Genomic DNA, 19,246 nt, shown 5'->3' with positions numbered 1-19,246 from the left:
AATGATATCACTCGAGTATTCATCTGACGATTGTGATCGTCCCCTCCTTGATCCACTTCTCTTTCTGAGATGTATTGGCCGACTCATACCCTAAAGCTGCACAACCATAGACTTTATGATTTTGAGGGACTCCCAAACGGGTGAGCAACGCACGGACTTCCGGATCATCGCAAGTCTGACCCAGCTGATTGATCCAACAGGAACCAATGCCCAGCGAACGGGCTGCCAGGAAAATATTTTCCAACGCACAGGCACAATCCATCGACGCCCACCACTGCGTAGGTTCGTTGGAAACTATCACCAACGTAGGGGCGTGATAGTAGCAACAATAGGTTTCACTCTGTCCGCGTTCGCGCAAGCGGGGTTCGTCACTCTTGGCAAAGGCTCCTTTGATAACCTTGTTCAATTCGGTTAATATGGCTGCATCCTGAATAGCCGTGAAGTGCCAGGTTTCATAGTGCATGCCATTGGGAGCATAAGCAGCAGCTTCAAGAATCAAATCCAGATCTTGTGCCGACACTTGTCGGTCAGTATAAGCACGCACACTACGGCGTGCCTTGATGTTTTGCAATACTTCGTTCATCATTCCTCTATTTATCAGGTTCAACGTTTTACCAGTCCTATCTTGACATTCAACTTGAAATACCAGGAGCCGTTCTCACGCTCCAGAAAGCCGTATTTGTCCTTCTCCAGCGCTCCTTTCTCGAAGCGTGTATTCTGATACAGAAATTCGGCAAAGTCCTGTCGGCACGACTGATGATAGCAGAGTAGCTCGCCTTGCCCATCAACCAACAACATGCCTTCGACAGCCGAATCGGTTCCTCTGAAAATCTTGGCAGGACGCATTCCCAAAGCCAGGGTCAGCAGGAACTGCTTCATCTTGTATTCATAGAAACCATGTTTCTGTATGAGTTCATCCTTTATCTTCAACGGGTTGAGTTCCTTGATACGTTCCGTCAGTTCGGAAACACGCGTAATGCCTTCGAGGTGCATCAGGCGAACCATCTCGGCCAGCATGCGGGGGAAGTGCAGGTCAATCATCAGCAGGTTGCAACGGAACACGCGGTCGGCCACGTCGCTATACTTCAGCACACCACCCAGCCGCTCAATCATCAGCATACGCTCGGCCACTTCATTAGGCGATTCGGGCAAGGCATTCACCTTGTTGACCGTAGGAACGGCAAACTTCACGCCTGTCTGCTCCAGCTTCAGGTTGGCCGTACGCCCGCCGTCGAGCAACGGATTCATGGGACTCAGGCGACAACGCACACAAAAGCCCGTCAAGGGAGCGTCTTTCTGCCAGAAAGCCACCTTGAAGTCGGTACGGTCATCGGTCTTGGCTTCCAGGTCATAAATGCGTATGGCGTCGAGGAAACCTTCCAAGCCGTCGGGTACTTCGACTTCTTCGCCTGACGAATGCTTCAGGATATCGAGTACATAGTCGGCCGCCTCGCCAAAGTCGGCTCTCGGAAAAGTGACCGATTCTGCCTCCTCCTTCGGCACAAACTGCCCACTACGGTCTACCTCGCCCGACACCATGCGGATTTCGTCCTTTTCTATATAATACCGACGCGTACCATCGTGTTCCTCACGCTGAACCAGCGCCACAGGCCAGCAACGGTTCATGTCCTTCTGTACCTGAGGTGTACCCATATACAAGCTTCCATCCGCCAGCAGACGGAAAAAGGCATAAATCTCGCCCAACTCTCTTTTTGTTGCTTTGAACATACTTATATATAATGTGTAAAGTTATCGATATAAATCCCTACTCCTCTATTCTCAATGTCTCCACTTTCTCCAGCCGTGCCCGCAAGCGTGGCATCAGGGAGCTACGTATGCGGAGTGTCATGCGGCAATCCATGTCGTAACCCTGCTCTACAATCTCAGGGCCTTCTTCCTTGACCACCCTCATCACGTCATTCATAAAAGGATATTCGAACCAGAAGCGGATACATTCGTCCACCGTCTTCTCCACGACCTCGGCGGCGGCAAGTGCTTCGGCAGCGGCGGCCTTATAGGCCACAATCAGCCCGCTCGTCCCCAACTTGATGCCTCCGAAGTAGCGCACCACGATAATGAGGATGTCCGTCAGTTCGTTGGAGTTTATCTGTCCCAGGATAGGCTTTCCGGCCGTACCCGACGGCTCGCCATTATCATTTGCCCGAAAGTCTTTGCGCTGGGGGCCGAGCATGTAGGCATAACACACATGACGGGCATCGTAATATTTTTTCTGATACTCCTCCAGCAAAGCCTTCACTTCGTCTACCGTACGTACAGGCAAGGCAATGGCTATGAATTTGCTCCGCTTCTCCGTATAAATACCCTCGGCAGGAGCGGCTATGGTTCTGTATACGTCTTCGTTCATACCGACAAAGATAATGCATTTTTCCACTTACTCCTCGCCTATTCCCGACAAAAATCCTAATTTTGCAACACACCAATCCACTGAAGTCATGAGAAAGATAGTCCTTGCCATCGACTCCTTTAAAGGAAGCCTCACCTCTGCCGAGGCCGAAGCCGCTGCTCTCGAAGGCATCCGGCGGGTGTATCCTCAAGCTGAAATCGTCTGTATCCCGATAGCCGATGGTGGCGAAGGTATGCTGGAAGCCCTTTCTGCCTTACGTGCACAGGAAGTGCGCCTCCGTGTACAGGGACCTTTGGACGAGAAAGTGAAAGCACGTTATCTGATAAGTTCCGACGGACAAACGGCCTACATCGAAATGGCTTCGGCCAGCGGACTCCCCCTTGTGCCTGAAAACCAACGCAATCCTCTGCTAACCACTACCCGTGGGACAGGCGAACTGATGCGCGATGCCCTCAACAGGGGATGCAACCACATGGTCATCGGACTGGGTGGCAGTGCTACCAACGACGGAGGGATGGGCATGCTCAGCGCTTTAGGTATCCGTTTTCTAGACCGTCAGGGTCAGGAACTGGAAGGAAGGGGTTGCGACATGGAAGAAACAGACAGAATAGATACCTCGTTTGCCCACCCAGCCTTAAAGACCGTCCGATGTACCGCTGCCTGCGATGTCCGCAATCCGTTCTACGGCCCCGAAGGTGCAGCCTATATCTTCTCTCCACAAAAAGGTGCCAGCCCCGACGAGGTGCAACAGCTTGACAAAGGCCTGCGCCATCTGGCCGAACTCTACCGACAAACGACAGGACACGACATTGCCACCCTACCCGGTGCTGGAGCCGCAGGAGGACTGGGCGGCGCACTGGCTGCCTTTCTGAACGCCGCACTCCGTCCGGGCATCAGCTTGCTGCTGGAAGCCAACGGATTTAGGGACAAGATAAAGGGAGCAGACCTGATCATTACAGGTGAAGGCCGCGCCGACCGGCAGACTACAATGGGGAAAGTTCCGGCAGGTGTACTGAACGAATCCCGCCAAACAGGTATTCCTGTCGTTCTGATAGCCGGCCAAGTAGCCGACAAAGAAATACTTCGTTCGGCCGGTTTCAGCCAAGTATATGACACCACCCCTCCGGATATGCCCATCAGCACAGCCATGCAGAAAGACGTGGCCCAAACGAACATCAGCCGGACCATAGAAGACCTCCTGAAATAAAATTCCTATAATAGAATATTTTAAGAATTGACTGATATATTATTACATTTTACTTACTTATTATTCTACCATCCAACAAATAAATCACTCGATTGGCATAACCAGCATCTCTTTCCGAATGTGTAACCATTATAATTGTTGTTCCCTGTTTATTAAGTTGTTGGAGTAACGTCATGACTTCGACACCATTTGTTGAATCCAAATTACCAGTTGGCTCATCTGCTAATATCAAAGGACAATCTGTGACTATAGCACGAGCAATGGCCACTCGTTGTTGTTGCCCTCCTGACAATTGCTGTGGAAAGTGTTTGGCACGATGGGCTATATTCATTTGTTCTAATACATTCATTACTTTTGATATTCGTTCTTTCTTTTGAATACCCAGATAAACTAATGGTAACTCAACATTTTCAAATACCGTTAATTCATCTATCAGATTAAAACTTTGGAACACAAAGCCAATATTTTTCTTACGAAAAGAACTCAACTGATTTTCATTCATTTTGGTCATCTCTTTCTCGTTAATAAAATATTTCCCAGACGTAGGTATGTCTAGCGTTCCTAAAATATTTAGCAACGTTGACTTTCCACATCCTGACGGTCCCATAATGGCAACAAATTCCCCTTGTTCAATCTCCAAATTTACATTGTTTAATGCTCTGGTCTGTACATCTTCTGTCGTAAAGACCATGGAAAGATTTTCTGTTCTAATCATATTTTAAAAATTTAAATTACTCATTTCTCAAGATACGCATTGGTTTTAAACGAATTACACGCCAAACTTGATGAGCTACTGTCAATAAAGCGACAAATATCATTAACACAAATGCTATTACATATCCCCACCAAGGCAAAACAATATGAAAGGCATAAGTTCCAAGCCATTCATCCATCAAAATAATAGAAAGAGGAGTTCCCAATACTGTAGCCAATATCGTAAGTAATATCAACTCCCGTGTTAAAACCCCAAAAAGACTTATCTTATCAGCCCCTAACACCTTTCTTATTCCAATTTCTTTTACACGAGCCATTGTAGAAAAAAGAGTCATAATCCATAACCCCAAACAAGCTACAAATATTGCAAGCAATGATGCACATGTAAAAATCCAACTAAAATTACGATCTGATTTATACAAATCATCATTGTAATCACTCAACCTAAAATATGAAAATACGGCTGAAGGAAAATATGTTTTATATATCTGCTCTATCTTTGCAACTTGTTTTGCATTAATTTCTGTATTGAATTGAATAGAAATATACGGTGTCGCAATAAAAGGAACACGTTCTTTTATAAAAAACATTATTGGCTTATATGGTTCAGCAAGTGATTGTTGGTGGTAATTTTTCACAACACCGATAATCTCAAGAGGTTCTTCCAAGACTTCCATGGCCAATTGTTTGCCTAATGCATCTTCAGGAGAAGAGTATCCAAGTAATCTGGCAGCCTCCTCATTCAAGACGACCTTGTTTAGTTCATTTCCATAATTCTCAGAAAAAATACGGCCACAAATGATTTTAAGAGAATACAGAGTCAAATAATCATAATCTACAGCAAACATTTGTATCAGTTTTATTTCTGATATGTCGCTTCCATAAGGACGATTAGTGAAATAATTTGCTACTTCCGCACCTGGAACTGCACCAGAAACTGCCACATGACTTATAAAGGACTCCTGTTCCAGTCTTTTCTTAAAGTTCATCATTTGTACAGACATATTTTCTGTTAAAGCAGGATATTTCAAAACCAAAACTCGATCAAACATAGCAGAAGAAGTTTCTTGTTGCATAAAATGTATTTGTCTAATTACTACAATTGTTCCTGAAACTAAAATAAAAGAAGCTACAAATTGAATGACAATTAATATTTTCCTAATTTTATTTCCCTTTCGACTATGTAAAAATTTACCTCGCATGATGTCTGAAGGCTTAATATGAGTAAGTAGAAATGACGGATATAAACCAATAAAAAGGGTTCCACAGACAAATATCATTAATACCATACTCCAACATTCTAATGAGTTAAAAACGTCAAATGCAAAATTTTGTCCAACCCAACGGGAAACAATAGGCAACAATACTTCTATCCATCCCAAAGCTAAGACCAATGCCAATAAGTTGAATAACCCTGATTCAAGTAATCCTTGCATTACAATTTGTCGACGAGAAGCTCCGAATACTTTTCTAAGCCCAAATTCCTTTCCTCTTTCTAAATAACGCGCAATAGTTAAGTTCAAAGCATTTACCCATCCGATTAACAATAAAGCTACAGCCATAATAAAAAGAATCTGGACAGCTGTTTTGCTACCTTTTTCTTCCTTTTCATATGATTTACGAGGAGTCAAATGTATATCTTTTAAAGGAATAAGTTCAACTCTCCAATCTTTATACTTTAATGCAGATGTCTTATATTTTTCTGATATAGAATGAAAATTTTCTTCTATATCGCTTGGACTTTTACCGGGTTTAAGACGTATGTAAGTATACACACCATGAATATACCAAATGTCACGTCTTGCTTCTGGAATAGAAGAATACGACAATAAAAAATCGTAACGTAAATGAGAGTTATATGGCATATCTGCAATTATTCCTGTAACCTCAAAATGCTGTTCAGATGAAGGTGTTTTAAAGGTCAAGATTTTACCAATAGGATCACTATCTGCAAAATAGCGATGTGCAGTACTTTCCGTAATTACAACTGTATTTGGACGAACTAATTGTCCTTCCTTCTCCCCTTTAATTATGGGGAAATTAAATAAATCAAAAAAGGCAGGTTCCGTATAACAATATTTTTCCTCTATAAACTGACGATCCTTGTATGTAACTTCTTGTTCACGGTCTTGTGCTGTCACCCTTACATATTGTTCGATGCCAGGAATCTCACGAAACATGACAGGAGCGTGGCCAAATGTCGTTGTAGCCCAATTGTCCGTCAAAACGTTCCCTTCATAAAGACGACTTTCTACACGATAAATTCGATCGCCATCATGAAATGTGTCAAAACTTAATTCAAACCGTACATAAAAAAGAATCAACAGAGCCGAACCTATACACACAGAAAGGCCCAATAAATTAAGGGCTGTAAGAGACTTCTTTACCCTCTGACTTTTAATAATTTGAGAAAAATATTCCATTATCGTAATTTTAAGTGTTCATTTTTACCAAATAAATCATATCCGGAAATAATAACTTTCTCTCCAGGATTCAACCCATCCAGAACTTCATAATACAAAGGATTCTGTCGTCCTAATCGAACTTGGCGCAGATGAGCCACTTTTTCTTTCTCATCTACTACATATACATATTCCCCTCCACTTGACTGGTAAAAACTTCCACGTGGGATAAGAACTGCTTCTATAGGATCACCCAGTTGTAAATCTAAGTGATATGTTTGTCCAGAACGGATATTCACAGGTCTATCAGAAATAAAATGCAAATCAGTGCGAAATTGTCCATTTTGTACTTCCGGATATACTTTTGTTATTTTCAAACTATACTTTTTTCCTTCACGCTCAAAATTAGCCAAAAGGCCAGGATGAATACGTTCCACATAATGCTCATCAATCTTTGCTTCTATCTTCAACTCAGGAGTAATAATTTGTCCTATACGTTCACCTTGAGATATAGATTGTCCTATTTGAGCTTCTATATTTCCTAATTGTCCATCAACAGGCGCTTTTATCTTTAAGTTCTCTAAACGTTCACGTACAAGTAAAAGACTTTTTTTAATGTTTCGTATATTTTCATTTAGACTTTGTAATTGATTATCACGTAACTGTACATCTTGTTTGATCCTTTCATCTAAAATTTTGACTTGTTCTGAAATTGAATTATAATCTTCCTGTGACTGTAAATAATCTTCCCTGGATATTAAATTCTTTTGAAACAGATGTGAGTATTGTTGAAAACGACGTTGCTTCTGTATTAATTCTTTATTCAGTGTAATACGTTCTTGCTTCAAACTAAGATGCTCTTGTTCCATATTCAAGCGAGTATTACGAAGTTCATTTTCCTGATAAGCCAAGTTTGCCTCACTTTGTAAAATACCAATATTTAACAGCGGATTACTAAGACGAAGAATTATATCTCCAGCTTTTACTTGCGCTCCTTCCTCTATCAAACGTTCCTCAACTCGTCCCCCTTCAATCGCATCCAAATATATGATATGATCCGGAATAACCTGTCCTACGACTCTAATATAATCATTAAATTCTCCCTTTTGTACAGTAGAAATTGTTATACCATCTTTATTTACATTCATAGAGGATGAATTGACGCGAAATGTCATCCATACCCCCCAAAAAAGAACAGTAATTGAAGCAATTATAATACAAATCATTTTCTTTGAAAATCTAGATTTTTTCTCATTTTTTGTATCCATGCCGTTATAATCAATCTGCTTCATTTTTATTATACAATTAATTTTTATTATAAAAATGTTCCCTCCTGATAGAATCGTATCACTCTTTTTTTAAGATTATATTGCAGTTTGGTACGTATTATTTCTGCTTTACTCCGCATGTATTGATTACGTTTTTCCAACAATTCGAACATAGATATCATACCCTCCCTCCATTTTTCTTCACTTTCTTTCCATGTAATAGAATCCGCACGAAGTTGTTCTTTAGCTAATTGACATTCCTTAAGTGCAGATTGAAAAGAAAGATATGTATTATGTATTTGTTTATATAATGATAAACGTTGTTGTTCATTTTCATTCTGTACTTGCTGCAAACGAAGTTCTTCTTTTCTTATATTCTCCAAACGAGATAACCCGTTGAATATTGGTAAAGATACGCATATTCCAATATACCTATTCATATTATTATTTAATTGTTCTCGATAGGGGATAATATCACCAGATTTATTCTTTGCCGTATTATAATATCCAGTATTCAAATTAAATTCCAGACAAATTGAAGGGTAAAAAACTCTTTTTGCCATAGACCATAGTTTACGAGAAGCTTTTTCTTTCATATTCATAATATGATATTCTGGAAGAGTTAATTCAGAAATGGAATATAGTTCATTTAAGCTTAAAAGACTGTCAGTTATATCCATCCTACTATCTGTGATGACAATAGACAATGTATCAGTTTCTTTAATGTTCATAAGTTCTTTCAGAGTTAATAGAGAAAGATTGCAATTATTAGATTTCACCGTTTCTTGATAAACATCGGATTGTAACCGTGCTTTTACTTCTTGTAAGTCGGAAAGGGAACGTATTCCTAAATCAACATATTCCATCATCTGCCTGCAATAATATTCACTTAGTTTCCGTTGTTCAACTGCAAGTTTGTGCATTTCTTTATCGAAAGAATAACGATAAAATGCTTCTAAAACTTCAAAAGCCAAATTATTTTCTTCCACTTTACTTGACAACACATTAATTTTTTTGTTCATTTTATAAAACAACAATTTATCAACACGCGAAAAGCCTTCAAATACAGGGAGAGAAATATTTAGTCCGATCGTATTTTCTAAAAAAGACTCAGAAGTATATTGGTTTGTCAATGGATCTATGGAATGTCCAAACTGCTTTCCCAATACACTGATAGTACTAATTGAAGGTAAAAAATTACCATAAGCAGCTATAATATCTGTATTGGCAATTTTAGTATCCAATTTCTTATTTTGTATCTGCAAATTATGCTCAATTGCATATCGTATACATTCAGATTCGGTCCATTCGGATTGCGCATTACTAATTTCAGGCAAAGCGAAATAACAAATCGATAAAAAAATCAATAAACATTGCCTAATAGATGTTTCAAAACTCATATCGGTTACTTTGTATTATTCTATTTGCATTATATGATACAAATTGCGTGCCATTAATTTAACACATTGATAATTAGGTATTTATAAAATTAAAACAAAACTAAACGTCCAATTTGTTGACGTATAAACGTCTATCTTTTTGACACTAAAATGATGTATGTACATATCGCTCTTATCTTAAACTCCACAAATCCCAGAAAACTTACATTTTGATTGAATTTCAGTTAAAAACTTATATTTATTATAGGATTTTTGATTTGGTCTTTTCTCAAGAAACAATTCTTGTACACAAAGAATAATTCCACTTGTGTTATTTTAGTTATCCTTCCACCAAAACATCATTATAATTATAAAAATTAAGAATGGGGCATAAATAAAATTTCTGAAGTGTCAAATATTTAGGCGTTTTTTTGTTCGACATCTGTAAAACAGGTATTTTTACCTTTAAAAAAAAGAACATATGCAAACTGGTACTATTCTAATTGTCGATGACAACAAAAGCGTATTAACTTCTCTAGAGCTTCTCTTGGAAAGAGAATTTGAGAAAATAGAGACTGTATCTGATCCCAATAAGATATTTTCTATTTTAGATGAATTCATAATTGATTTAGTCATTTTAGATATGAATTTTTCTGTTGGTTTTAATACAGGTAATGAAGGCTTGTTTTGGCTCCAGCGCATACATGAAATTAGACCTGAACTACCAGTTATTATGCTAACGGCTTATGGAGATATTGATCTTGCTGTAAAATCATTAAAAAGTGGAGCAGCAGATTTTGTATTAAAACCTTGGAATAATGACAACTTGATAAAAAAAATAAGAACTACATTACAAGAAGCAAAACATAAATTACCTGCTAATTCTATTAAAGGAGCTAGTGAACCAGGAATGATTATTGGCCATTCTCCAGCGATGATGAAAATAATAAAACTTGTAACTAAAGTAGCCAAAACAGATGCAAACATCTTAATTTTTGGTGAAAATGGTACAGGCAAAGAAGTATTAGCTCGCGAGATTCATCGTTTATCTCTTCGCAGCCAGTATGAAATGTTTAATATCGATATGGGATCTATCAGTGAAACATTATTTGAAAGTGAATTGTTTGGACATGAAAAAGGAGCTTTTACAGATGCATACGAGAGTAGAATTGGTAAATTTGAAGCGGCAAATGGAAGTACACTTTTTCTTGATGAAATTGGAAACTTATCTTTAGGATTGCAAGCAAAGTTATTAGTTGCTTTACAAAATAGAGAAATAACCCGACTTGGAAGTAATAAAAAGATTCCAATTGACATACGATTAATTGCCGCCACTAATCGGAATTTACTTGAAATGGTAAAGCAAGCTCATTTCCGTGAGGATTTATTTTATCGTATAAACACTATACAAATAGAAATTCCTCCTTTACGACACCGTAAAGAAGACATAGCGACATTTGCAGAATTTTTCTTAAAAAAATACGCTAATTTGTATAAACGGACAGGATTATCCTTACATCCCAAAACCATACAAAAGCTGGAAAGTCATAATTGGCCTGGAAATATTAGGGAATTACAATATACCATTGAAAAAGCTGTGATCTTAGCAGAAAAAGATATAATAAAACCATCTGATATCTCTATACATTTAGATAATACATTTTCTTTTGATAGAGTTCCTAATTTAAAAGAAGTAGAAAGAAAAGCTATATTAGCAGCTATATCTCAAAATTCAGGAAATTTAACAGCAGCAGCCGAACAATTAGGTATCAGTAGACAAACATTATACAACAAATTAACACGTTTCAATTTTTAATTAAATGTTTAGCACTCGTTTATACATACACATCCTTTTATTTGTATTACTCATAGTCTTTACACTTGGACTCGGGCTTGCAGGTATTATTTCAAGAAAAGCTATAATACTAGGAACAATTACGATTCTAATAGCTTTTGGCCTTATTGGAAGACTTGTTTATTACCTGAATTCTTATAATCGGAAAATGAAACTTTTTTTTAATTCTATAGAAGATGATGAATCCATGCTTTACTTCCCAGAAAATATTGGATCCAAAGAACAACGATATTTATATGCATCTTTTAATAGAGTATGTACTTTAATGTCAGAACATAAAAAGATTGAGTTCGAGCGTAAATTACATCAAAAAGAATATGAGTCTTGGGAAAAGCTAATGCGAGTCTTGACACATGAAATAATGAATTCTATCACACCCATTGTTTCACTATCTGAAACCCTTCTTTCTTATTTTCAAATAAAAAATACTTCAGAACACACAAAACACATTACGGATCACACCATTGAAAAAACAATACGTGGACTCGAAACCATCAAAAGCCAGGGACAAAATCTAATTTATTTCACAGAATCATATAGACAATTTTCAGGATTAAAGCATCCTGAAATGAAGTATTTTTCATTAACAGATTTAATTGAAAGCATTCAGACACTATACAAAGAAGATTTAGTACAACAGCATATCGATTTTTCGGTTGACCTTTTTCAACCAGAAATAAAAATTTATGCAGATGAGAAAATGTTATCGCAAGTTTTAATCAATTTGTTGAAAAATGCAATACAAGCATTTACACAACAACCTAATAAAAAAATACATATAGAAATATACCGCAAAGAAACGATACTATTCATAAAGATAACAGATAACGGTTCTGGCATTCCATCTAACCTAATTGAAGATATATTTATACCTTTTTTTACCACAAAAACGAATGGAACAGGCATAGGCCTCAGTTTATCCCGGCAAATTATACGTATGCATGGTGGAGAATTATCTGTAATCTCCCACCCCTATCATAAAACTTCGTTTACAATTTCTCTGCCACAAAATTCCAATCGCAATATACTTAACAATCACTAACAATCAACCTGTTTTCCCTTCTCCTGCTCACGACGGAAGAGAGCAGGAGACATTCCACAATAACGTTTGAAGAACTTGCCAAAAGCCGATTGGTCACTGAAGCAAAATTTGTCAGATATATCCTGCACGCTCAATTCAGGGTTCCTCAAAGTGACCTTTGCCTCAGTTATAAGCAAGTCGTCTATAATGCTACGGGCCGTTTTCCCATAAAATCTTTTTAATGTTGCAGTCAAGGCATTGGGCGACACACCCAACTGTTCGCAATACCAGTTCACTTCGTGACGTTCGCAACAATAGGTGTGAGCCAGATAAAGAAAATGTGCAACCATTTCTCCCAAACGATAAGGTTCTTCCGCTTTCTCTACAGACTCACCCTGACGAAAAACAATATTCCATAGCTCACACTGACAGGCACGCAACATGCTCTGTACTAATTCACGATGAAAGATGCCATTCTTTTCTGCCGACATCAAAGCAAATAAAGAAGAAGAGAGTCCCTGAAGTCCCACTACCTCTTCACTGTTCAGTGAGACAAAAGGTCGTTTAGCATAAGCCATCATCTTCTCTGAGATTCTAGAACGCAATTTAGAAGTCGTTTCAAGAAAAAAATTCCGTTCAACCACCAACAGATAACCTTCCAGATTTCCTTCTACTGTCACATTTTTCCATTGGTTAGAAGCAATAAAGTCAATATAAGCCGGAGCAAACAACCCCACGCGATCACCGTTCAATGTCAGACGAAGCTCACCTCTGGTCATCAGCATACTAACGTGATGTTCTCTATCAGGAAGCTTTCGACCCAATGTCAGACAAGCCCCTACCAACTTCACCATTATCACTTCACTACCGCATGCCGCCATTTCCACAATACCGGCCTGCACCCTATCCGGTCCTAACCAGTCGAGAACATACTCTTTCAGATTTACCATATTCCATTCATCAATTTATTATGAAACCATCTGCTTTCTCTCTCTTCCAGCGAACCTTGTTCAAGAGCATCTCTTGCTCTTTTTCGAGGGTAAATATAGAAGAAAGACTTGAAAGTCCGAAGCCTTTTTTCACTTATTAAAAAATATAAAGCAAAAAAGTGGTAATACGTGATTTCAAACCAATCTGAAGTGAAACCAAACCAAAAGAAGCCCCTACATTGCCGATAACTTTGCGGCCATAATCATTTAAATGAATTAAGTTAAGAATGAAAAGAATGTTTTTACGCGCAAGCACATGGAGCCTCTGCCTCCTGCTTGCCACCGCATGTAAGAATGCTCCTCTAAATATGAACGGAGGAAACTACAAAACAATGGAAGTGTCACGCGGATCACGTACACTGAGTCAAAGTTATACAGCCGTCATCAACGGACGACAAAGTGTAGAAATACGCCCGCAAGTTAGCGGAACCATCACCCAGGTATGTATTGCCGAGGGAGCTCAAGTAAAAAAAGGACAGACACTGGTCATCATAGATCAAGTGCCTTATAAAGCAGCCCTCGAAACAGCCATTGCCAACGTCAAAAGCGCCGAAGCCTCGGTAGCCACGGCCCGACTGACAGCAGACAGTAAAGAACAACTTTTCAAAGAGAACGTAGTATCAGCCTTCGATCTACAAACTGCACGCAACAGTTTGCTACAAGCCGAAGCTACACTGGCACAAGCCAAAGCTGAAGAAGTGAACGCACGTAATGACCTATCGTATACCGAAGTGAGAAGTCCTGTAGACGGTGTGTCGGGTATGCTCCCCTATCGTGTAGGAGCCTTGGTAGACGCATCGATCACTACACCCCTCACTACCGTGTCCGACGATACAGAGATGTATGTTTATTTCTCCATGACCGAAAGCCAGGTACTTTCACTGATACGTCAGTACAAAACACTGGATGAAGCCATGAAGCAAATGCCCGAAGTAGAACTGAAACTCAGCGATGGACTGACATATGCCCATAAGGGACGCATCGACGCCATCAGCGGAACAATTGACACCAGTACGGGAGCTGTAAGCCTAAGGGCAACTTTCCCAAATCCCGAACACATCCTGCGCAACGGAGGAAGCGGAACTGTCGTCCTTCCTTATATAAAGGAAAACGTACTCATCGTTCCTCAGGAAGCTACCTACGAAATCCAGGACAAAATATTCGTATATAAAGTAGTAGACGGAAAGGCTACATCTTCCCAAGTAAGTGTATTCCCCATAAATGATGGAAAAGAATACATTATAGAAAGCGGATTGGAAGAAGGTGAAACCATCATTGCCGAAGGGGCCGGTCTGGTTCAGGAAGGAACCGTAGTAGGTACCCCAACAGCCGATAACGCACCTGCCAATTAAATCTGAAAGGAGGACTACGTTATGAAACTTAGAACATTCATTGACCGCCCCATCCTGGCATGCGTCATATCGGTGTTGATATTGATGCTGGGCCTCATCAGCCTGTTCAATCTGCCTATGGAACAATATCCCGACATCGCACCACCTACCGTATCGGTATCGACCAGCTATACAGGTGCCAATGCCGAAACCGTACAAAAGAGTGTCATTGTCCCATTGGAAGAAGCCATCAACGGTGTAGAAAACATGACCTACATGACCTCTACCGCCACCAACAACGGTTCGGGAAGCATCACTGTTTACTTCAAGCAGGGTACAGACCCCGACATGGCTACCATCAACACCAAGAACCGTGTGTCCGAAGCCGAGGGTCTTTTGCCGGCTGAAGTGACCAAAATCGGTGTAACCGTAGAAAAAAGGCAAAACAGTATGCTGAAAATTCTGGCCCTCTACAGTCCCGACAACAGCTATGACCAGACATTCATCAACAACTATTTCAAGATTAACGTCGAACCTCGTCTTTCACGTATCACTGGTGTAGGTAATGTGAACGTGATGGGTGGCGACTACGCGATGCGTATCTGGCTCAATCCCCAAGTCATGGCTCAGTATTCGCTGGTACCCGACGACGTTATCAGTGCTCTAGGTGACCAAAATGTAGAAGCTGCTATCGGTACGCTGGGTGAGGATTCGGAAAACACCTATCAGTACACCCTCAAATACCGCGGACGATACGAGACATCTGAAGAATTCGGCAACATCGTTATCAAATCTCTCTCAAACGGTGAAGTACTCCGTCTGAAGGATATTGCTAAAGTTGAACTTGGTGCCCAAAGTTATGCCTACAACAGTGAGATCAACGGTCATCCGGGTGCCACTTGTATGATTTCGCAAACAGCCGGTTCCAATGCCAACGAAATCATTGAAGAAATCGACAAACTGACTGCAGAAATAGCCAAAGAGTTGCCAAAAGGATTGGTATTGACCGACCTGATGAGTACGAAGGACTTCCTCGACGCCTCCATCAACGAAGTGGTGAAGACCTTGATTGAAGCCATCATCCTCGTTATCCTCGTTGTGTATGTCTTCCTGCAAAGTGTACGTTCCACCATCATTCCTGCTGTGTCCATCATCGTGTCGCTGGTAGGTACGTTTGCTTTCCTTTATATAGCCGGCTTCAGCCTCAACCTGTTGACACTCTTCGCGCTTGTGTTGGTCATCGGTACGGTAGTTGACGATGCCATTGTAGTGGTCGAGGCGGTACAGGCCAAGTTCGACGAAGGTGTCCGTTCACCTTATAAAGCCACGACGGGCGCCATGGACGGCATTGCAGCTGCCATTGTTACCACATCACTGGTATTTATGGCCGTGTTCATTCCTTCTTCGTTCATGGGAGGCACCAGCGGAACCTTCTACATGCAGTTTGGTTTGACTATGGCTGTTGCCGTGGGCATTTCGGCCATCAACGCCCTTACCCTGAGTCCTGCCTTGTGTGCCCTGATCATGACACCGCACATCGATACCTCTACCGGCCAGAAACTAAGTTTTTCTTCCCGTTTTCACCAGGCTTTCGAAGCTTCGTTCAACCGTCTGATTCTTCGATACAAAGGTGGAGTAAAGTGGTTCTTCCGTCGCAAATGGATAGTAGGAACTGCACTGGTAGCCAGTATCGCCTTGCTGGTGGTCTTGATGAAAACGACCAAGACTGGTCTGGTCCCCGAGGAAGACATGGGCTGTATCTTTATGAACGTCACCACTCCTCCGGGCAGCAGTCTCTCGCAGACCATCAAAGCCATGTCCGAAGTCGAGAAATGTATCAAAGACATTCCCCAGATATCCCGTTACTCCAATGTCAGCGGCTATAGTATGATGGGCGGACAGGCACCGTCAGGTGGTATGCTCATCATCAAACTGAAACCCTGGGACGAACGGACAAAAAGCCAAGACAACATCAACGCTGTCATCAGCGAGATTTACCGTCGCACAGCCAATATCAAATCGGCTAAGCTCTTCGTTTTTGCCCAACCGACCATCATGGGCTACGGTATGGGAAACGGCTTCGAACTCTATGTACAAGACCGTGCAGGTGGCGACATCAACACATTACAGAAATATACCACGGATTTCATCGCTGCTCTGAACCAGCGTCCCGAAATCCAGATGGCCTATACTTCATTTGACACAAAATTCCCGCAATATACCGTCGAAGTGGATGCCGCCCGATGCCAACGCGCAGGCGTTACGACTACCGATGTGCTCAGCGTTCTGTCAGGCTTCATCGGCGGAAACTATTCGTCCAATTTCAATCGTTTCTCCAAACTCTACCGCGTCATGGTACAGGCCGACAAGACTTATCGTCTGGACAAGAACGCCTTGAACAATATGTTCATACGTACCTCGTCGGGTGAGATGGCCCCCATCGGACAGTTTGTCACCTTGACCAAAGTATACGGAACTGAGACGCTCAGCCGTTTCAACCTCTATAGTTCCATCCAGGTGAACGGCCTTCCGGCCGACGGTTACAGTACGGGTGAAGCCATTGCCGCCATTGCCGAAGTAGCCAAGGAGACATTGCCCGTCGGCTACGGCTACGAGTTCGGTGGTATCACACGTGAAGAGGCCGGAAGCGGAAGCAACACGGTCATCATTTTCGCCATCTGCATCATCTTCGTCTTCCTCATCCTCTGCGCCCTATATGAGAGTATCTTCGTGCCGCTGGCCGTCATGTTGAGTGTACCGTTTGGACTGATGGGAAGTTTCCTCTTCGCCAAGATGTGGGGACTGGAAAACAACATCTACATGCAGACAGGTCTCATCATGCTGATCGGTCTGCTGGCCAAAACAGCCATCCTGCTGACCGAGTATGCCTCAGCCCGCCGCCGTCAGGGCATGACCATCGCACAGGCAGCCGTATCGGCAGCCGGCGTCCGTCTGCGCCCCATCCTGATGACAGCCCTTACGATGATCATCGGTCTGTTTCCACTGGTTGTTGCCTCGGGTGCCGGAGCCAACGGTAACATCTCCCTAGGTGTAGGAACCGTAGGCGGAATGATCGTCGGAACATTGGCGCTGCTTTTCGTGGTGCCCACACTGTTCATTGTCTTCCAGACCTTGCAGGAAAGGCTGATGCCTGCCCGCAAACACGAAGAGGACTGACAATTATACAAACCATAACAGAAAAAGAGAATGAAAAAGATATTGATAGCCGCCCTGTCCGTACTGACAACCGGTTGCGGCATATATAACAAATACGAACGGCCCGACTTGGGTACAGTACAGGCCGACAGCCTCTACCGTGCCGACGCCGCTCCCGACACAGCCTCGTCCATCGCCTCGTTGGGATGGGAGGAACTGTTCACCGACCCGTGTCTCCAGTCGCTTATACACCGTGGCCTAGAGGCCAACACCGACCTGCAGACAGCTGCCTTGCGTGTCAAGGAAGCACAGGCCACCCTGATGTCGTCCAAGCTAGCCTACCTGCCATCCCTGCAGCTCGAACCGCAAGGAAATCTCTCCAGCTTCGACGGAAGCAAGACGCAGAAGACCTACTCGCTGGGAGGTTCTGCCTCGTGGGAAATCGACCTCTTCGGAAAGCTAACCAACGCCAAACGCGGCGCCCGTGCCGCCCTGCTCGAAAGCGAGGCCTACCGGCAGGCTATGCAGACACAAGTCATAGCCACCGTAGCCGACAGCTACTATGCCCTGCTGATGCTCGACGAACAGGTAAGAGTCACCACGCAAACAGCCGAAAGCTGGCGTGAATATGTCAAGTCTCTCCACGCCCTGATGAATGCAGGCGAAGCCGATCGTGCTACATTGAGCTAGGCCGAAGCTTCACGGCTCAGTGCCGAGTCGTCGCTCCTCTCACTCCAGCGACAGGTAGCCGAGCAGGAAAACGCCTTATGCGTCTTTATCGGCGAAGTTCCTCACCGCCTCGAGCGAGGCACGCTGAACGACCAGCAATTCCCCGACCGTATGTCCGTAGGCCTGCCTATCGAACTGCTGTCACGCCGTCCGGATGTACGCCAGGCTGAAGCCTCGCTGATGCAAGCCTTCTATGCGACCAACTCCGCCCGCTCGACCTTCTACCCCAGTATCACGCTAAGTGGAAGTGCAGGATGGACCAATAGTGGCGGAGCAGCCATCACCAATCCAGGTGCCTGGCTCCTGCAGGCAGTGGGATCTCTCGTACAGCCACTCTTCAATCGTGGACAAAACATTGCCAATCTGAAAATAGCCAAAGCTCAACAAGAGGAAGCGGTACTGGCCTTCAAACAGTCGTTGCTCGATGCCGGACAGGAGGTGAACAATGCCCTCATCCAATGGCAGACAGCCCGCGAACAGATTCTGTTGGACATGGAGCAAGTGAAGCAGCTGGAAACCACCGTTTCGGATACCCGCCTGCTGATGCAATATGGTACGGTGAACTATCTACAAGTGCTCACCGCCCGCCAATCACTTCTCTCGGCCCAACTGACATTGGCATCCGACCGCTACAGCGAAATACAGGGAGTCATCAACCTCTACCACGCTTTGGGTGGAGGAGCTGACCAATAAAAGCATCTCTAATACCGTGTTAACTAAATCTACTCTCTCTTCATAAACCAATTTATTATGAAGTCAACCTGAAGCCCGCACCATTCGTGATGAACCGTGCGGGCTTATTTCATATTTATTGCTAACTTTGCCATACA

13 protein-coding genes and 1 pseudogene are annotated in these 19,246 nt (G+C 42.4%); 6 read left to right on the top strand and 8 right to left on the bottom strand.

The features are described from left to right. Positions 1-19: 19 nt before the first annotated feature. The 3 genes from HF894_RS03605 to HF894_RS03595 are packed head-to-tail and all read right to left on the bottom strand — an operon-like array spanning position 20 to position 2,365. Positions 20-583: a nitroreductase family protein gene (locus tag HF894_RS03605; RefSeq protein ID WP_204971257.1), complete on the bottom strand. Its 564-nt coding sequence runs from the start codon at positions 581-583 to the stop codon at positions 20-22. A 20-nt stretch (positions 584-603) separates the two neighbouring features. Next, positions 604-1,728 (bottom strand): HpaII family restriction endonuclease, encoded by a 1,125-nt coding sequence (locus tag HF894_RS03600; protein WP_204971145.1) that lies wholly within the window; start codon positions 1,726-1,728, stop codon positions 604-606. A gap of 37 nt (positions 1,729-1,765) precedes the next feature. Further along, positions 1,766-2,365 (bottom strand): IMPACT family protein, encoded by a 600-nt coding sequence (locus tag HF894_RS03595; protein ID WP_021847687.1) that lies wholly within the window; start codon positions 2,363-2,365, stop codon positions 1,766-1,768. Between the two features lie 88 nt (positions 2,366-2,453). Here HF894_RS03595 and HF894_RS03590 point away from each other — a divergent pair, with 88 nt between their 5' ends. Then, positions 2,454-3,572, top strand: coding sequence for a glycerate kinase (locus tag HF894_RS03590; protein ID WP_204971144.1), 1,119 nt, complete (start codon positions 2,454-2,456; stop codon positions 3,570-3,572). A 49-nt stretch (positions 3,573-3,621) separates the two neighbouring features. Here the strand turns inward: HF894_RS03590 and HF894_RS03585 are convergent, their stop codons facing one another. Genes HF894_RS03585 through HF894_RS03570 form a run of 4 tightly spaced genes read right to left on the bottom strand, consistent with a single transcriptional unit; the run spans position 3,622 to position 9,356 of the window. Continuing rightward, on the bottom strand, positions 3,622-4,287 hold the full coding sequence (locus tag HF894_RS03585) for an ABC transporter ATP-binding protein (RefSeq protein ID WP_204970409.1): 666 nt from the start codon (positions 4,285-4,287) through the stop codon (positions 3,622-3,624). 16 nt (positions 4,288-4,303) lie between these two features. Then, entirely contained in the window at positions 4,304-6,709 is a 2,406-nt protein-coding gene (locus HF894_RS03580; protein WP_204971143.1) for an ABC transporter permease, read from the bottom strand. Further along, entirely contained in the window at positions 6,709-7,956 is a 1,248-nt protein-coding gene (locus HF894_RS03575) for an efflux RND transporter periplasmic adaptor subunit (protein WP_204971256.1), read from the bottom strand. The genes HF894_RS03580 and HF894_RS03575 overlap by 1 nt, the downstream gene beginning before the upstream one ends. Positions 7,957-8,003: 47 nt before the next feature. After that, positions 8,004-9,356, bottom strand: coding sequence for a TolC family protein (locus tag HF894_RS03570; protein ID WP_204971142.1), 1,353 nt, complete (start codon positions 9,354-9,356; stop codon positions 8,004-8,006). A 460-nt stretch (positions 9,357-9,816) separates the two neighbouring features. Here HF894_RS03570 and HF894_RS03565 point away from each other — a divergent pair, with 460 nt between their 5' ends. Continuing rightward, positions 9,817-11,151 (top strand): sigma-54-dependent transcriptional regulator, encoded by a 1,335-nt coding sequence (locus HF894_RS03565; protein WP_204969408.1) that lies wholly within the window; start codon positions 9,817-9,819, stop codon positions 11,149-11,151. Between the two features lie 4 nt (positions 11,152-11,155). Continuing rightward, the gene (locus HF894_RS03560) at positions 11,156-12,232 is read left to right on the top strand and encodes a sensor histidine kinase (RefSeq protein ID WP_204971141.1); all 1,077 of its coding nucleotides are present in this window, start codon (positions 11,156-11,158) and stop codon (positions 12,230-12,232) included. On the opposite strand, the gene HF894_RS03555 is transcribed toward HF894_RS03560, so the two are convergent. Then, positions 12,229-13,161, bottom strand: a complete 933-nt coding sequence (locus tag HF894_RS03555) for a helix-turn-helix domain-containing protein (protein ID WP_204971140.1) — start codon at positions 13,159-13,161, stop codon at positions 12,229-12,231. The genes HF894_RS03560 and HF894_RS03555 overlap by 4 nt on opposite strands. Before the next feature lie 266 nt (positions 13,162-13,427). Between HF894_RS03555 and HF894_RS03550 the strand changes: the two genes are divergently transcribed. From HF894_RS03550 to HF894_RS03540, 3 genes and pseudogenes are all read left to right on the top strand, one after another. Beyond that, positions 13,428-14,552, top strand: a complete 1,125-nt coding sequence (locus HF894_RS03550) for an efflux RND transporter periplasmic adaptor subunit (protein ID WP_204971139.1) — start codon at positions 13,428-13,430, stop codon at positions 14,550-14,552. 21 nt (positions 14,553-14,573) lie between these two features. Beyond that, positions 14,574-17,708, top strand: a complete 3,135-nt coding sequence (locus HF894_RS03545) for an efflux RND transporter permease subunit (RefSeq protein WP_204971138.1) — start codon at positions 14,574-14,576, stop codon at positions 17,706-17,708. Between the two features lie 30 nt (positions 17,709-17,738). Further along, positions 17,739-19,109: pseudogene (locus HF894_RS03540) on the top strand (efflux transporter outer membrane subunit). Positions 19,110-19,246 lie beyond the last annotated feature (137 nt).

The sequence above is a fragment of the Caecibacteroides pullorum genome (assembly GCF_019239235.1).
Classification (GTDB): Bacteria; Bacteroidota; Bacteroidia; order Bacteroidales; family Bacteroidaceae; genus Bacteroides; species Bacteroides pullorum.
The sequence above is the reverse complement of the archived record's forward strand: the minus strand, read 5'-3'. Positions and strand labels throughout refer to the sequence as shown.

What these genes read in the sequence shown, in the direction of transcription:
- HF894_RS03605 (WP_204971257.1), bottom strand. Translation starts at nt 583, where the DNA reads ATGAACGAAGTATTGCAAAACATCAAGGCACGCCGTAGTGTGCGTGCT.
- HF894_RS03600 (WP_204971145.1), bottom strand. Translation starts at nt 1,728, where the DNA reads ATGTTCAAAGCAACAAAAAGAGAGTTGGGCGAGATTTATGCCTTTTTC.
- HF894_RS03595 (WP_021847687.1), bottom strand. Translation starts at nt 2,365, where the DNA reads ATGAACGAAGACGTATACAGAACCATAGCCGCTCCTGCCGAGGGTATT.
- HF894_RS03590 (WP_204971144.1), top strand. Translation starts at nt 2,454, where the DNA reads ATGAGAAAGATAGTCCTTGCCATCGACTCCTTTAAAGGAAGCCTCACC.
- HF894_RS03585 (WP_204970409.1), bottom strand. Translation starts at nt 4,287, where the DNA reads ATGATTAGAACAGAAAATCTTTCCATGGTCTTTACGACAGAAGATGTA.
- HF894_RS03580 (WP_204971143.1), bottom strand. Translation starts at nt 6,709, where the DNA reads ATGGAATATTTTTCTCAAATTATTAAAAGTCAGAGGGTAAAGAAGTCT.
- HF894_RS03575 (WP_204971256.1), bottom strand. Translation starts at nt 7,956, where the DNA reads ATGGATACAAAAAATGAGAAAAAATCTAGATTTTCAAAGAAAATGATT.
- HF894_RS03570 (WP_204971142.1), bottom strand. Translation starts at nt 9,356, where the DNA reads ATGAGTTTTGAAACATCTATTAGGCAATGTTTATTGATTTTTTTATCG.
- HF894_RS03565 (WP_204969408.1), top strand. Translation starts at nt 9,817, where the DNA reads ATGCAAACTGGTACTATTCTAATTGTCGATGACAACAAAAGCGTATTA.
- HF894_RS03560 (WP_204971141.1), top strand. Translation starts at nt 11,156, where the DNA reads ATGTTTAGCACTCGTTTATACATACACATCCTTTTATTTGTATTACTC.
- HF894_RS03555 (WP_204971140.1), bottom strand. Translation starts at nt 13,161, where the DNA reads ATGGTAAATCTGAAAGAGTATGTTCTCGACTGGTTAGGACCGGATAGG.
- HF894_RS03550 (WP_204971139.1), top strand. Translation starts at nt 13,428, where the DNA reads ATGAAAAGAATGTTTTTACGCGCAAGCACATGGAGCCTCTGCCTCCTG.
- HF894_RS03545 (WP_204971138.1), top strand. Translation starts at nt 14,574, where the DNA reads ATGAAACTTAGAACATTCATTGACCGCCCCATCCTGGCATGCGTCATA.